The 13,968-nt window shown below is 39.5% G+C and carries 18 protein-coding genes and 1 tRNA gene; 13 read left to right on the top strand and 6 right to left on the bottom strand.

Going from position 1 to position 13,968, the window contains the following annotated elements:
* Window positions 1-11 precede the first annotated feature (11 nt).
* Complete coding sequence (locus CWB65_RS09820) at window positions 12-821, top strand: substrate-binding periplasmic protein (protein WP_006791184.1); 810 nt, start codon at window positions 12-14, stop codon at window positions 819-821.
* A gap of 63 nt (window positions 822-884) precedes the next feature.
* Here CWB65_RS09820 and suhB read toward each other — a convergent pair whose 3' ends face one another.
* On the bottom strand, window positions 885-1,688 hold the full coding sequence (suhB, locus tag CWB65_RS09815) for an inositol-1-monophosphatase (protein WP_006791183.1): 804 nt from the start codon (window positions 1,686-1,688) through the stop codon (window positions 885-887).
* 246 nt (window positions 1,689-1,934) lie between these two features.
* Here suhB and CWB65_RS09810 point away from each other — a divergent pair, with 246 nt between their 5' ends.
* Window positions 1,935-2,351, top strand: a complete 417-nt coding sequence (locus CWB65_RS09810) for a VOC family protein (protein WP_008128712.1) — start codon at window positions 1,935-1,937, stop codon at window positions 2,349-2,351.
* Between the two features lie 55 nt (window positions 2,352-2,406).
* Here CWB65_RS09810 and CWB65_RS09805 read toward each other — a convergent pair whose 3' ends face one another.
* Entirely contained in the window at window positions 2,407-3,063 is a 657-nt protein-coding gene (locus CWB65_RS09805; protein WP_008128714.1) for a LiaF domain-containing protein, read from the bottom strand.
* 320 nt (window positions 3,064-3,383) lie between these two features.
* Here CWB65_RS09805 and CWB65_RS09800 point away from each other — a divergent pair, with 320 nt between their 5' ends.
* The 4 genes from CWB65_RS09800 to CWB65_RS09785 all read left to right on the top strand — a co-directional run bounded on the left by CWB65_RS09800 (window position 3,384) and on the right by CWB65_RS09785 (window position 5,309).
* A complete protein-coding gene (locus CWB65_RS09800; RefSeq protein WP_008128718.1) occupies window positions 3,384-3,947 on the top strand; it encodes a BON domain-containing protein in 564 nt (187 codons plus the stop codon).
* A 63-nt stretch (window positions 3,948-4,010) separates the two neighbouring features.
* Window positions 4,011-4,169 carry a YqaE/Pmp3 family membrane protein gene (locus CWB65_RS09795; RefSeq protein ID WP_006791179.1) on the top strand — a complete coding sequence of 53 codons (159 nt, stop codon included), beginning with the start codon at window positions 4,011-4,013 and terminating at the stop codon, window positions 4,167-4,169.
* A 285-nt stretch (window positions 4,170-4,454) separates the two neighbouring features.
* Window positions 4,455-4,531, top strand: a tRNA-Ile gene (locus tag CWB65_RS09790).
* 196 nt (window positions 4,532-4,727) lie between these two features.
* Entirely contained in the window at window positions 4,728-5,309 is a 582-nt protein-coding gene (locus CWB65_RS09785; protein WP_008128724.1) for a porin family protein, read from the top strand.
* Window positions 5,310-5,373: 64 nt separating this feature from the next.
* Here CWB65_RS09785 and CWB65_RS09780 read toward each other — a convergent pair whose 3' ends face one another.
* The gene (locus CWB65_RS09780; RefSeq protein WP_008128725.1) at window positions 5,374-6,189 is read right to left on the bottom strand and encodes a DUF4437 domain-containing protein; all 816 of its coding nucleotides are present in this window, start codon (window positions 6,187-6,189) and stop codon (window positions 5,374-5,376) included.
* A gap of 137 nt (window positions 6,190-6,326) precedes the next feature.
* Here CWB65_RS09780 and CWB65_RS09775 point away from each other — a divergent pair, with 137 nt between their 5' ends.
* Complete coding sequence (locus CWB65_RS09775) at window positions 6,327-7,292, top strand: LysR family transcriptional regulator (RefSeq protein ID WP_008128727.1); 966 nt, start codon at window positions 6,327-6,329, stop codon at window positions 7,290-7,292.
* A 6-nt stretch (window positions 7,293-7,298) separates the two neighbouring features.
* Here the strand turns inward: CWB65_RS09775 and CWB65_RS09770 are convergent, their stop codons facing one another.
* Window positions 7,299-7,628 carry a 5-carboxymethyl-2-hydroxymuconate Delta-isomerase gene (locus CWB65_RS09770; protein WP_006791175.1) on the bottom strand — a complete coding sequence of 110 codons (330 nt, stop codon included), beginning with the start codon at window positions 7,626-7,628 and terminating at the stop codon, window positions 7,299-7,301.
* Window positions 7,629-7,834: 206 nt separating this feature from the next.
* On the opposite strand from CWB65_RS09770, the gene CWB65_RS09765 reads away from it, so the two are divergent.
* The 6 genes from CWB65_RS09765 to CWB65_RS09740 all read left to right on the top strand — a co-directional run bounded on the left by CWB65_RS09765 (window position 7,835) and on the right by CWB65_RS09740 (window position 12,846).
* Entirely contained in the window at window positions 7,835-8,317 is a 483-nt protein-coding gene (locus CWB65_RS09765; RefSeq protein ID WP_006791174.1) for a CreA family protein, read from the top strand.
* 18 nt (window positions 8,318-8,335) lie between these two features.
* A complete protein-coding gene (locus CWB65_RS09760; RefSeq protein ID WP_008128732.1) occupies window positions 8,336-9,109 on the top strand; it encodes a hypothetical protein in 774 nt (257 codons plus the stop codon).
* Between the two features lie 11 nt (window positions 9,110-9,120).
* Window positions 9,121-9,747, top strand: coding sequence for a LysE family translocator (locus CWB65_RS09755; protein ID WP_138740499.1), 627 nt, complete (start codon window positions 9,121-9,123; stop codon window positions 9,745-9,747).
* A gap of 35 nt (window positions 9,748-9,782) precedes the next feature.
* A complete protein-coding gene (locus CWB65_RS09750; protein ID WP_008128736.1) occupies window positions 9,783-10,274 on the top strand; it encodes a gamma-glutamylcyclotransferase family protein in 492 nt (163 codons plus the stop codon).
* Window positions 10,275-10,287: 13 nt separating this feature from the next.
* Window positions 10,288-11,829, top strand: coding sequence for a serine hydrolase (locus tag CWB65_RS09745; RefSeq protein WP_008128738.1), 1,542 nt, complete (start codon window positions 10,288-10,290; stop codon window positions 11,827-11,829).
* Between the two features lie 99 nt (window positions 11,830-11,928).
* Complete coding sequence (locus CWB65_RS09740) at window positions 11,929-12,846, top strand: histone deacetylase family protein (RefSeq protein ID WP_008128740.1); 918 nt, start codon at window positions 11,929-11,931, stop codon at window positions 12,844-12,846.
* Between the two features lie 15 nt (window positions 12,847-12,861).
* Here the strand turns inward: CWB65_RS09740 and CWB65_RS09735 are convergent, their stop codons facing one another.
* Both CWB65_RS09735 and CWB65_RS09730 read right to left on the bottom strand, forming a co-directional pair.
* The gene (locus tag CWB65_RS09735; protein WP_008128741.1) at window positions 12,862-13,155 is read right to left on the bottom strand and encodes a DUF4144 family protein; all 294 of its coding nucleotides are present in this window, start codon (window positions 13,153-13,155) and stop codon (window positions 12,862-12,864) included.
* A 2-nt stretch (window positions 13,156-13,157) separates the two neighbouring features.
* Window positions 13,158-13,967, bottom strand: a complete 810-nt coding sequence (locus CWB65_RS09730; protein ID WP_138740510.1) for a DUF2797 domain-containing protein — start codon at window positions 13,965-13,967, stop codon at window positions 13,158-13,160.
* Window position 13,968 lies beyond the last annotated feature (1 nt).

Below are 13,968 nucleotides of genomic sequence, written 5' to 3'. Positions count from 1 at the left end.
AGGTGATCATGATGTTGCCATTAAAGTGTATTGTATGTGTAGTGAGCTTGTTTATTGGAAGTGTTGTAGCAAGCGAAGTTAATATTGTAAAAATTCCGAAAGATCAACATGCGCATTTTGCCCGTGATGATTACCTCAATGACATGCTAACCAAGGCATTGATAAGAGCCCAGTATCCTGTCGAAATAGAACGTGTTGCTGTACACCCGCATCAGCAACGTAATTTAATGTCACTTGATGATAGCTCGCTTGATTTATTTTGGAGTATGAGCAGCCCTGAACGAGAGTCACTGGCAACAGCTATTAAAATTCCATTGTTCAAAGGGTATATAGGCAAAAGAGCGTTAGTTACAAATAAACAGAATTTAGATAAATTTAAAGATATAAAAACGCTTGAGCAATTATCAAAACTGAGCTCGGTACAGGGGCATGATTGGCCTGATACGCGCATATTGGTTAATAACGGTTTAAACGTGAGACCATTATCAAACTTAAAAGCCATGTTTGCGCTTACTAGCCAAGGCCGCATAGATTACTTTCCGCGATCATTTATTGAAGTCAATTCTGAGCTTTTAGAGCGAGATCACAAAAATTTACGTATTGTGCCTAATTTATATATTAGCTACCCAACAGCGCTATATTATTTTGTGTCTAAGGATAAGCCTGAGTTGGCTAAAGCGCTTGAGCAGGGAATTAAAATAATGCAGCAAAACGGCGAGTTTGATGCGTTATTTTATGAATACTTTGCAACTGATTTAAATTCCCTTCCTTATACAAAAGGGGAAACTATAGAGATTAAGCTAATAAACCCATATTTTTAAAAACAAAAAAGGAGCCTAGGCTCCTTTTTTAGTTGTACCAATTATATTGGTAAAAGCAATTTATTAGCGAAGTAACGATTCAGTTAACACTGGACGAATTTCACGAATAATAGCTTGAGTCAGTTTTGGTGCGCCACAGATGATATTGCCACTGTGGTTGTAGTTATTACCACCAGCAAAATCGACAACCATACCACCCGCTTCTTTAACCATAAGCTCGCCTGCAGCAGAGTGCCAAGGTTTTAAGCCAATTTCAAAAAAGCCATCAACACGGCCAGCAGCAACATACGCCATGTCTAGTGCAGAACAACCTGCGCGACGAATATCTGCAGTGTGAACAAATAACGCTTTAAACGCTTCAGTGTATGCATCTGTGTGTTGTTTATGCTTAAAAGGGAAGCCCGTTGCTAAAACTGTACCAGCAAGAACAGTTGTTTTACTTACGCGTAAACGTTTGCTGTTAAGTTGTGCGCCTTGACCTTTAGATGCAGTAAAAAGCTCACCACGAATCGGATCATAAATAACGGCTTGGTCTAAACGACCTTTAACTTTAAGTGCAATAGAGATTGCGTAATGTGGAATACCTTTGATGAAGTTTGTTGTTCCATCGATAGGATCTACAATCCATTGGTAATCATCATCCTTGCCTTTGTGTTCACCTAGTTCTTCGCCCACAACAGAGTGAGTAGGGTAAGACTGTAAAATAGTGTCACGGATTACGGCTTCGGCTTCTTTATCAATATTAGTTACTAAGTCGTTAGCGCCTTTTTGTTGCACTTCAACTTTTGATAAATCTTCGCCAGCGCGAAGTAAAATTTTGCCTGCGTTGCGCGCAGCGCGAACCGCAATGTTTAACATTGGATGCATGGAGTTACCTTTGGGTTGTAAAAGAACGTTTGTATTTTCAGCCGGCGTATTTTAGCGACTTTTGACATAAAGTAAACAATAAACCCTAAATACTTGTGAGTGTTTTTTGTACAGCCTTGAAAGTGTTGCACATTTAATTAAAACAAAAGTGTATTTTTAATGACCCACTAAAATTTAAAAAAGCGCTTTACCTAAAGTTAGCTTGAGGTTTTATTGTGTGTTTAAATTAACTCACAAGGAAACAGTATGTATTTAGAACACGTAAATTTAGTTGTTAAAAACTTTGATACCATGATTCGCTTTTACCAAGCCATTTTCCCCCACTGGGTAATACGAAGTGAAGGGCGGGGTGAATGGTATGGAAAACCAAGGCGTTGGGTCCACTTTGGTGACGACACGCAATACATAGCAATGAGCGATCATGGTGAGGGTGAAAATAGATCGCTTTCAGGGCATCAAGTTGGGTTTGCTCACTTTGCTTACGTGACGGCTAATTTAGAAAATACGGTGTCTCGCTTAAATAAAGCGGGTTTTTCAGTTCATAAGCAAGGCAATGAAAACCCATTTAGAAAAAATATCTACTTCAGAGACCCTTCGGGCTTTGAAGTTGAGTTTGTAGAGTACTTGTCGGATATACCTGCAGAACGAAATAATGATCTTTAAGCCCACCACTATATGGCTGCCAAAAGCAGCCATATTAAAGCAAATACAGTTGCACTTATTTACTGCTGACTCCAAGCTGTGACTTTAAATCGTTTGCAAAGCTCATGAACTTTTCTTTTATGGTACGTTTTATCTTTACTTCAACCGACCCTAGTATCGCTTTGCCTTCAATATGAATGGTAGGACCTTGACGCTTATTTAACGTTACTGATTTGTTTTCTAGCGTGCTTAAAATACAAAACATTTTGGACACAACATTAACATGCTCGGGTACGTAAATTTCGTCGCTACCAAAAATACAATGAACATGAATTGTCACGTTTTGATGCGTAAAGATAGCGTCGGTGAAATCAAGCACCACAGAGCCCATATAATTATTTAGGTAAATATTTTTAGGAACCACCCATTGTCCGCTTCGCTCGTTTGAACCCAAAATACTGCGCAGTGTGATGTCGTCATCGCTATTTTGTTGAGCACTGTAATTAGGCGTAAACTGCGATTGCTTTTCAGCTTTGTATTGCTTGTCGGTATTAAGTGTTAAGTCTTCTACTAACGTAAGCAGCACAGAATTGTCTTTTGCATCCATTGCTTTGTCTAATCGTCTTTCAAATGCCTCAACCGATATAACGCCATGGCTATAGTTATAAATTAACTGATCAATCACTTGTTCGCGTACTTGCTCTATTGGGCGGTCTTCAACTTTTACAGACATGGGGCATTCCTTAATTGTATTTGCAATTAGTTAACTAGTTAGCAAACCGTATACCAAAATTAATTTTGTTTATTATCAATAGTTTAATTTTTAAAGGCTTTTTGTTTAGTTGTTATATTAACGATACATTAACCAAAATAGCAATAATCTAGTAATTTTCACACTTTGAGAAAGTTTTACTCACTTGCCTGTAAATAGGGGAAATGCGTTAAACCTATAAGAGTCTATGTTTTTCGTTAAGCTTATGATTTTGAATGGTAAATAAAGTTGGCTTGATGTTCGCATTAGTTGAAGTGTCTTTAATCAAAAGGAGAAAGATTATGAAAACATTTAACAAATCTATTATCGCCGCGTTAGTTCTTGGTACAACAGCAATGGGTGCACAAGCAAACAGCTGGGAAAACGAAAGTAAAGATGCTTGGATTGATGGCAAGGCAGAAACTGTGCTTCTTATGAACACAGACCTAAACAACTTTGACATAAACACTGATGTAACAAATGGCAAGGTAGTACTTACAGGTAAAGTTGATAGCGACGTAGAGAAAGAGCTAGCAGAAGAGCTTGTACTTAGTCTAGATGGCGTCATGGACGTTGAAAACAGCCTAACCGTTGTTAAAAACATGAGCGCTAAACATACAGATTCTAAAATGATGGATGATGATAACGACCTAACGGACGCTAAAATCACCACCGTTATTACAACACGTTTCCTATTTGATTCTGAAGTAGGTGGAACCGATATTGATGTAGATACCGATAATGGTGTTGTTACATTAAACGGCTCAGTAGAATCATCAGCGGAAAAGCAATTAGCAATCGAAATTGCTAAAAATGCTGAAGACGTACGTGATGTGGTAGATAACTTATCTATCGTAGCTGAATAACGTTATACTCAAAGCCCAGCATTGCTGGGCTTTTTGTTTTTAACTGTTTGAAGGAGCTAAATAATGGATATCATTCGCATAATACTGTCTGTTTTGCTACCGCCACTGGGTGTTTTTTTACAAGTGGGCTTAGGTATGCATTTTTGGATTAATATTTTATTAACGCTATTGGGTTACTTCCCAGGGTTAATACATGCAATTTATATTATTGCTAAAAAATAATGCGTAGCTGAGCTATGTTTACGCCAGTTGTAAGTAAATATCGCTCAGCGCATTCTATTAATAAATATTATTTTTAATCATTTTTACTTTATTTTCCTAAAACTCCCCAAATTTACCCATTCACACTCTTTAAAAGATTACAATTTAAGCAGTTAGCTTATTGATTGTTAAAATAAAGGTTTTTGGTAGTGACAAGCCCTAAAAAAGTTTTTATACTGCAACCCGCTTTAGTCGCTCTGTGGCTGAACGCTTCAAAAATTAACTGCCTTGCAGTTATACAAAGTTGGCCCCTTAGCTCAGTTGGTTAGAGCACACGACTCATAATCGTTAGGTCCCCAGTTCGAGTCTGGGAGGGGCCACCACTTTTCAAAGCTTTCCAAGTAGATCTTATTAAATTTTTACACACTTAAAATCCAAAGCCCTACATTATTATTCTTTATTGGTTGATATCTTGATTTTTAATTAATCTATAAAATTTCTAATTGCAATCAAATATATAGCTGTGTATTTTATTGGGTACAACAATATGTTGTTAAAATGTATCTAAAAGGAAGTACCATGAAAATGAATAAAGTCGCACTCTTATTATTAAGCTCAGTTTTTGTCACCCCTGCTGCATTTGCAGAAACACCTAACTTTAATTATGTGTCTGGCGGTTATTTAAATGCAGATTTTGATGGCGATGATTTAAACGGTTGGACGCTTGATGGTAGTAAATTACTAGGCGATAACTTTTTTGTGTCTGGTCAATATAAGACTGTAGGCGACTCAGAAGATGGTTTGGATGTAGATCTAAATTGGTTGAGCGCAGGCGTGGGCTACCGTACTGCAATTAGTGAAAGCACTGACTTTTATGGTTTAGTAACGTACGAAAACATTGAAACTGAAGTATCGTTCAGCGGTACTGATTTGTCGGATGATGAAAATGGCTATGGATTATCTGTTGGTGTTAGATCAATGCTAACTGATAGCATCGAAATTGATGGCCGCTTAAGTTACATTGATATTGCAGATGACAGTGAAACAGCTATCACTTTAGGTGCTCGTTACTATGTGAATACAAATTTCTCTGTAGGTACTAGCTACACCACAATAGATGATTTAGATTATATTAGCTTAACTGCACGTTACAGCTTTTAATCACAAGCAGTTAAATGAGCGCACTTATTAGTGCGCTTTTTAGTTTTTACGTAGCTATAACACGCTAATTTACGTGGTATAAGCCATTGCTGCGAATGTAAATAGTTGCTGTTATATCGCTTGTGTTCTCAAGCGAGTGAATGAATTTACCCCCAGATTCTACAAAGCTACCTGCACTTAAGTTTTGTGAGTTACTTTTTGAGCTGTATTGCACGTTGCCTGCAATTATCACTGCACGAAACTCATCCGCATCTGTGCTAATTTCCCCCTTAAACCCGGCTGGTAGTTTTATCATTGAGCCGTACATTGTCTCGGTGTCTCCCCAAAGGTAGGTTGTTTGTACACCTTTAGCATTAATATTGCTTACGTCGTTTTTGTCTAGCCAAACAAGGTTGTCTTTATGTACGTTTAATGGGCGTTCACCATTATCAAACTGTTTGTTTGTTGGTTTTACTAAATAAGGGCCTGAGTCTATTTCTAGGTAAATTAGATTTGTAGTGCCATTGGCTGCAGTAGTATGGTTTTCACCGGCAGGTTGTGTCCAAAATGATCCCGCAGGCATCCACATTTTTTCAGCTGTGGGGTCGTCATTGTGCATTTGGCCTTCAATTACAATACCTCGGTAAGTAATGTTATGAATATGCGGCGGGGACTCGAACCCTTTTTTAAAGCGTACTAGCATACCTGTTGCGGTATCTGCGGTACGATCGCCCCATAAATACGCTGCACCGGGACTTTGCTCGCCTCTTAATGGGTTTAAATAGCCCCATTTGACTTTGTTTGCAGGTATTACTTTTGATTCGTGCTCGTCTGCAAAAGTAGGTGCAGACATAAGCGAAGTTGTGAGCATTAAAGCTGATAGGGCAATTCTACATTTCATAAATATTTTCCTTTGCGTTGGGATAGAGACACAATAGCGAGTATTTTTCATTCCATAAACAGGCTAATGTTTAATACAGTTTCGTTAAAACGTGGATAATTGGCAGCATCAACGAATAGTTTTATAAAGGGGCGGATATGAAAATTGCAGATTTAGGCGTATTACTAAAAGTTGCGCAGCTTCAATCAATAACAGCGGCTGCGCATCAGTTAGATATGAGCTCGTCGGCAGCGAGTGTCTCTATTAAACGAATAGAGCAAGCTCTTGGTACACAGCTATTTGTTCGCACTACTAGAAAGATAAGACTGACCGCTGAAGGTGAGCGTTACTTACCCTTATGCGAACAGGCGCTTGGGCTACTAATGCAAGGGCAAGCGGTTATTAATGAAAAGCAGGAGTGTATTACAGGCGAAGTGCGAATGGCGGTGTCGTCTGAAATGGGACGTAATTTAATGCGTGTATTACTTAATGAGCTTATGGATATTCATAGTTCTATAACTTTGAGATTGCATGCAAGTGATAGCCGTGCTGATTTTTATCGTGATGGAATTGATGTTGCATTAAGAGCGATGAAAAAAGGTGTAGCTGAGGAGCTTAATTTATATGGATTTAAAATTTGTAATATTCCACACGTGGTGTGCGCTTCACCTAGTTACTTAAAACTGAATGGCGAGCCGTTAGTGCCGAACGATTTGAGCGAGCACAACGCATTACTCTACAAACTTTACGAAGTAGTGCACGCTGATTGGGAGTTTTATGATAATACACAGCAATACAAAGTTAAAATGAACAGCGATAGAGCTGTAAACGATGGTGATATTGTTAGACGCTGGTGTGTTGATGGTGCTGGGATTGCAAAAAAGTCAGCCATTGATGTAGCAGATGATTTGCTTAGCGGTAAGCTCAAACGAATAATACCCGATTATAAAATACCCTTAACAGAAATGTGGTTAGTGCTTCCGAGCCGGCAGTTTATTTCGCCTGCAATAAGGCTGATACGTGATGAGTTAAAAAGTAAAATAATGGCTCTTAGGGCATCGCTATTGGCAAAGTATATTTTGACTGAAGACGAGTGGCCTTGTGACGATGAGTACAAGGCCTGAATTGTGTTAATTTTTACGATATATCTCGTGGTCCATGTCGTAAATATTAACGCTTAAACTGTCAGACTCCCTGCAATAGGTTTTTAAACACGCAAGTAGGTGCTCACTCAGAGTTTGCTTTTGCTCTACTGTTCGCCCTGCCATAATGTGTGCTTGCACATGTATAAACCCTTCTTTACCCACACCCAATTGATACTGCTGATATGCAACTGCGCGAGTTTTTATAGTTTCTAAATCAAATAAACCGCTTTCGAATGTGCATTTATGGATTTTTTCTACCAGTACTTGAGGTAATACAGGGAGGTCTTCTGAGTGCTCAATAATAATGTGCGGCATGCGGGTGGTTCCTGTTGGTTACGGCATTAAGCGTGTCGTTAATTGTAACAAATACACGACGGCTCGCTAAACCCCATACGGCTAAAATGTTTGTTTTAAACTAATTTAGTTGTGCTGATTTTTGATGTTAGTATAAAAACACACAGGTGAACCCAAGCTTATTAAAATAAGCGTGTAAAAAAACCTAGCTTATATTAAGGATGAGTATGAAATTTCAGCAAAAAATAAAACATTTAGCCGTGCTAATGGGCGCAGTAATTACGTTAAGTGCCTGCTCTGATGATGTGGCGTCGGTGAGTTTAGGTTTGTTTACTACAAAAGATGTGGTGGTGAACTCACAACAAGATCCGATCATTAAAGGAGTGACGTGTCATATTAGTCATGTTGAGGCCGATTTAGACTTTTCTGACCCGTCAGACATGTCGATTGCGTGTCGTCAAACAGGGCCAATCACCGCGGAGCAATTACAAGAAATTGATCGTAGTAAGTCTGGTGAGGTGGTGTTTAAGTCATCAAAGAGCATTTTATTTAAATCGTTAAAGGTGCGCCGAATATACGACGCTAAAACTCGCACATTATTATATTTGTCGTATTCAACAAAAGAGTCGAGCGGCAGTCATCATCATGCATTATCTACTGTGCCTTTATATAACACGAAGGCATGGCAGTGGGCACAAGAGCAAGAATAATTAAATTAAGAGTACACTATGTTAGCGTTATTTAAATCAGCGCCTTTGTTAGAGCAACAAGAGCAGCAATGGCTTATTGATACTTTTATTTGGGCTGTAGAAAATTTTGATGCTGAGTTTTTTACTAAACATACGCAAATAATATTGCCTACAGGGCAATATTTTCCTGATTCGGTATCAAGTATTGAGCAAATGGCCACAAGCGTATTTAAGCGAGTAACTACGTATGCGGGAATGAATGCATGGCCAATTCAATTAGTTGCTCCTCAGCAATTACAGCCACAAGTGTTTCCTCGTTTTGAGTTTAGTAGTGTAATACGTGGTGAGCGCTGTGAGTTAATTGTGCCGCCGAGCCATGCTATTAATATTTCGTTTAATCCAAATCAAATAAATCAGCCCCAAGATTTAGTTGCCAGTTTTGCCGGAACACTGGCTACTATTATGATTCATCATGTTGGTGTATTACCTCCAGGGGGGAAGGACTTTTTACCCCAAGCTGCTGATGCGCTTGCCTGTTTTTTAGGTTTTGGTGTCATGATGTGCAATACGGTGTATCAGTTTAAAGGCGGGTGCGGCTCATGTTACAACCCGTACGCTAACCGTGAAGCACAATTGAGCGAAACACATACGGTATTTATGCATGCTTTGGTTTGCTACTTCAAAAAAGACAACGTATCTAAAAAACATTTAAAGCCCCATTTAAGAAGCCAATTCAAAAAAGCGCAAAAAGAAATTAAAGCGCTGGTGAGTGAATCGGCAAACCCGTTATTACTGGCGTATGCACCTAACTAGCAAGGATAAGTGTGGACTATTTAGATGAATTTTTATTAATTGTTATTGCTCACTTCTTTGCAGTAGCAAGCCCAGGTCCTGACTTTGCTGTTGTGCTAAAGCAAAGTGTGCAACAAGGTAGGCGAAACGCATTGTGGACAAGTGCAGGCGTTGGCGGCGCTATTTTGTTGCACATAGCTTATTGTGTAATGGGTGTGGCGCTTATTTTGTCTCAATCGCCTAGTTTGTTTATGGCACTTAAATATGTAGCAGGCGCTTATTTGGCTTATCTTGGAATACAAGCACTAAGAGCGGCTAAGCCGGGCGCATCATCAACCAATGATATTGATAACCAAACAGCCCCAGAGGAGTCTATTTGGGTTGCTTTTAGACGCGGTTTTTTCACTAACGCACTGAGCCCAAAAGCCACGCTCTTTTTTATGTCGTTATTTACCTTGGTAATAAGTCAAACAACGCCAGTGAGTGTGCAAATTGGTTATGGTATTTATATGGCGCTTGCAACATGGGCGTGGTTTTCTGCGCTTTCGTTGGTACTTTCTAAAGCCTGCGTGCGTGATTTTTTTCAGCAACGCGGCTACTGGTTTGACCGAGGTATTGGCGTTATTTTAATTGCGTTGGCTGTACGTGTTGTTATTTAACTTGTTCAATTTATGTAATACAAGCAGGAGTAAACATGCCTTTATATAATTTTTCGTTTGGATCTAACATGTCGTCTAATCGTTTGTTGGCACGTTTGCCAAATGCAAAGCGTGTGGGCACAGCAATCCTTAAAGGGTATGAGCTAACCTTTGATATGCTTTTTTCTGATGGTTCGGGTAAATGCAGTATTCAAAAAACTGATAAAGCAGATGCCTTAGTATACGGTGTGGTCTATGAGGTTAACACTGACGAAAAACTCACTTTAGATGCGATAGAAGGCCCAGGTTACGACTGTGTAGATATAACGGTTGAGCTGTTAAATGGGCAAACAATTGATACCCATTGTTATATTGCAAATACACACGACGAGGACGTTTTACCCTACGATTGGTACGTTAAACATGTTCATCGCGGAGCACTTGAAGCGGGCGTACCAAAGGCTTACAGTGATGCAATACTTAATCGCCCACAAAAGAGCGATCCTAATAAAGAACGTGCAGCAATTGAATTTGCAGTGCATCAATAATAAAAGGACTAACATGAAACTGACTAATTTAGCGGCTTTTACACTACTGGCCAGTGCTACTTTTAATACTTGGGCACAGGTTGATACCAACAAAATAGAAGAGGTCATTAAAACCTCTATGGCGCGCTTTGATGTGCCAGGTATGGCCGTTGCTATTGTTGAAAATGACGAGGTTGTACTCGCTAAAGGGTTTGGCATCGCAAACCTAAATACAAAGGCTGAAGTAAATAAAGATACGTTATTTGGTATTGCATCAAATACAAAAGCATTTACCAGCGCCGCGTTAGCTAAATTAGTCGATGAGGGGAAATTACGCTGGGATGACCGCGTAATCGACCATTTACCTGAATTTAGATTATACGACTCATATGTAACCCGGGAAATGCGAGTGCGCGATTTACTAAGCCACCGTAGTGGTTTAGGCCTTGGGCAAGGCGACTTAATGATTTGGCCAAGCACAGATAAATCAGTCGCTGATATTCTATCGGGGTTAAAATACTTAAAACCAGCCAGCAGTTTTCGTAGTAAATACGCTTATAACAACCTGATGTTTGTAACAGCAGGTGAAGTTGTAGCGCGTGTATCTGGCATAAGCTGGAACGATTACGTTGAAAAACATATTTTACAGCCGCTAAAAATGACCAATTCACGCGCAGGTTTTTCGCGTATCCCAAAAAGTAATAAAAACTGGGCAATAGGGCATATTCCAATGGAGGGAAGCTTACACCCATTTTTTGTTAATTACCTTGAAGACTTTAGAGGCGCAGGTGCTATTGCATCGAGTGTAAACGATATGAGCCAATGGCTACGCACTCAATTGACTGGCGGCAAAATGCCTAATGGCGATCAATTGTTTAGTGAAAAACAACAAGCGCAAATGTGGCATCCGCACATTACCTCTATGGCATCTAAAAGTGCCTTTGAGGCATACCATCAACAATTTAGAGGTTATGGTTTAGGTTGGAGTATAGAGGACTACCACGGCTTTAAAAAGCTAGGTCACGGTGGCGGTATTTTAGGGATGGTGTCGCAGGTTACTTTACTACCAGAAAAAAAACTCGGTATTGTTATTTTGTCTAATCAGCAAGCATTTAGTGCTTTAAGTGCTGTTACTCACGAAGTACTTGAGGATGTGCTCAACCTAGAGGATAAAGATTGGGTTGAAGATTTAGCCAAAAAGCATTTTGAAGGTAAGCAAAAAGCATACGCAAATGCGACACCACCAACCCCTGCGGATTATCAGCCACAGCTACCTAGTATAAATTATACTGGTACATTACACGATGATTGGTATGGCGACGTTATTATTGAAGAGCTTGATGGTAAATTGCGAATTGATTTTACGCACACAAAGCGCTTAAAAGGCACACTTGAGCACTATACAGGCAACACGTTTATTGTTAAGTGGGACGAAAAGCTGCTCGAAGCCGATGCGTTTATTAGTTTTGAAATGAGTACAGCTAACCGTGTTAATAGCGCCAACATGCGTGCAGTTTCAACAGCCGTGACCGACTTTAGCTTTGACTTTAGAAATTTAAATTTAAAAACTAAATGATTAACGCTCAAGTTATATAGTTATACACCAAAGTCGCAAAGCCACCATCGGGTGGCTTTGTTATATTAAGTTTTCACTTATTTGGTTTTTGGAGTTTTTATGCGTACTGCAGTTATCTCACATCCACATTGCCGTAAACATAAAATGATAGACGACCACCCTGAGTGCCCAGAACGTTTAGATGCGATAACTGATCGCTTACTTGCCAGTGGCGTAGACGTGGGGTTAAAGCATTTACAAGCGCCTAAAGCTCATCGAGAACATTATTTACTAGCGCATGATGAGGCGCTTGTTAATTTGGTTGAGCGATTAATTCCTCAAGAGGGCTTAAATAATCTCGATGGCGATACATGGCTTTGCCCTGACTCATTTAAAGCAATTGAGCGCGCGGTGGGGGCCGGGGTTTTAGCGGTAGATGAAATACTTGATAATAAACTCGACGCGGCATTTTGTTCTGTGCGTCCGCCAGGACATCATGCCAATAAGCACTCGTCATCAGGGTTTTGTGTATTTAATAACTTAGCGATTGCTGTTAAGTATGCACAAAGCAAAGGCATCAAACGTATTGCAATTGCCGATTTTGATGTACACCACGGTAACGGAACCCAAGATATTTTTATTGATGATGACAGGGTACTGCTTTGCTCGTTATTTCAATACCCGTTTTACCCAAATACAGCGGTTAAAAATAATAACCATATTGTTAATTCGCCTTTACCTATTGCAAGCAATGGGGACGATTTAAAAGAGGTATTCAACACCCAATGGTTACCGAAATTAAAGGATTTTAAGCCTGAACTGTTATTTATAAGTGCAGGTTTTGACGCACATGTAGAAGATGACATGGCAAGCCTGAATTTTGTAGAAGACGATTACATTTGGCTCACTGAGCAGCTATGCAAAGTAACAAAAGAAGGTGGCTGTAAGGGAGTTATATCGTATTTGGAAGGGGGCTATGCGCTATCAGCATTGGGTAGAAGTGCAGTAGCGCATATTAAAGTGCTTAGCGAGCAATAGTTATTAAAAGTATGTTTAAAGCCCGAGTAAATCAAATGCCTGTGAAGTACTTAGCGTTTTAATTTTACCTAGGCAACAATGCCCTTCATTTAATAGGTAAGCAGTAACAAGGTGTGCTAGCTGCTCTTCGGTTAAGGCTGAGTAAAGTTGACCTTGCAGGTTAAGGTATTGACCTTGTTTATTAAGCACTCTTACATTAGTTAGTTCACTTGATGCAACACCGTGTAAGCACTCATTTTGCTCTAGCTGGTTTCGCACTATTTCAAGCTCATTATAAATAACCATTAACTGTGGAAAGCTGTTTAACATGGTTAGCCTACAGTTACTTCGTATGAAGTAAATTTACGTATATTAATAACGCCGTTATCAAATATTAAATATTGGCCTTTAATACCTTGTAAAATACCGCTTACAACGGGATTTTTATCAAAGTTAAATGAGCTGATTTTGGTTGGGTATTCGGTGACTGGAAAGTTTAAATCAACCACGTCTTCATCAAGTTGTTCTATGGCTGTTGCGCCAAATAGCTCACTAAGCTCGTTTAGTTTATCGCTAATTTGTGGAATAAGCTCAGCGGCGGCAGCTTTTAAGTCTATAGCTTCGTTTTGACCTTTTAACATATTGCGCCAATTAGTTTTATCGGCAATAAACTCTGCTAATGCAACCTCTACCAAGCCCGACTGCAAGCGTGTTTGTACTTTAAAAATAGGTAAAGCTTGAGTGGCGCCTTGGTCAACCCAACGTGTAGGTATTTGTGTATGGCGCGTAATACCTACTTTTAATCCCGAGGTGTTAGCTAAGTAAACGTAATGTGGGATCATACAATTAGCTTCGCCCCACTGTGGCTCTCGACATGTACCTTGATCGTAGTGGCAGGTTTCTGGTTTCATAATACACATGTCGCAGCTAGCGAGCTTACGCATACAAACAAAACAATGGCCTTGAGAATAACTTTTTTTGGTTTTTTTACCGCAGTTAGAACACAAAATAGTGCCGCTAAATGTAAGCGTTAGTTCTTTACCTATAAAAGCATTTAAGTTAACTAGCTCATCGCCAACGGGAAGTTGATATTGAACGGGTTCTGTTAAGCTCGATTTTAATTTACGCAGTGTGCCTTGCATC

The sequence above is a fragment of the Pseudoalteromonas sp. S554 genome, assembly GCF_005930865.1.
GTDB lineage: Bacteria > Pseudomonadota > Gammaproteobacteria > Enterobacterales > Alteromonadaceae > Pseudoalteromonas > Pseudoalteromonas marina.
The sequence above is the reverse complement of the archived record's forward strand: the minus strand, read 5'-3'. Positions and strand labels throughout refer to the sequence as shown.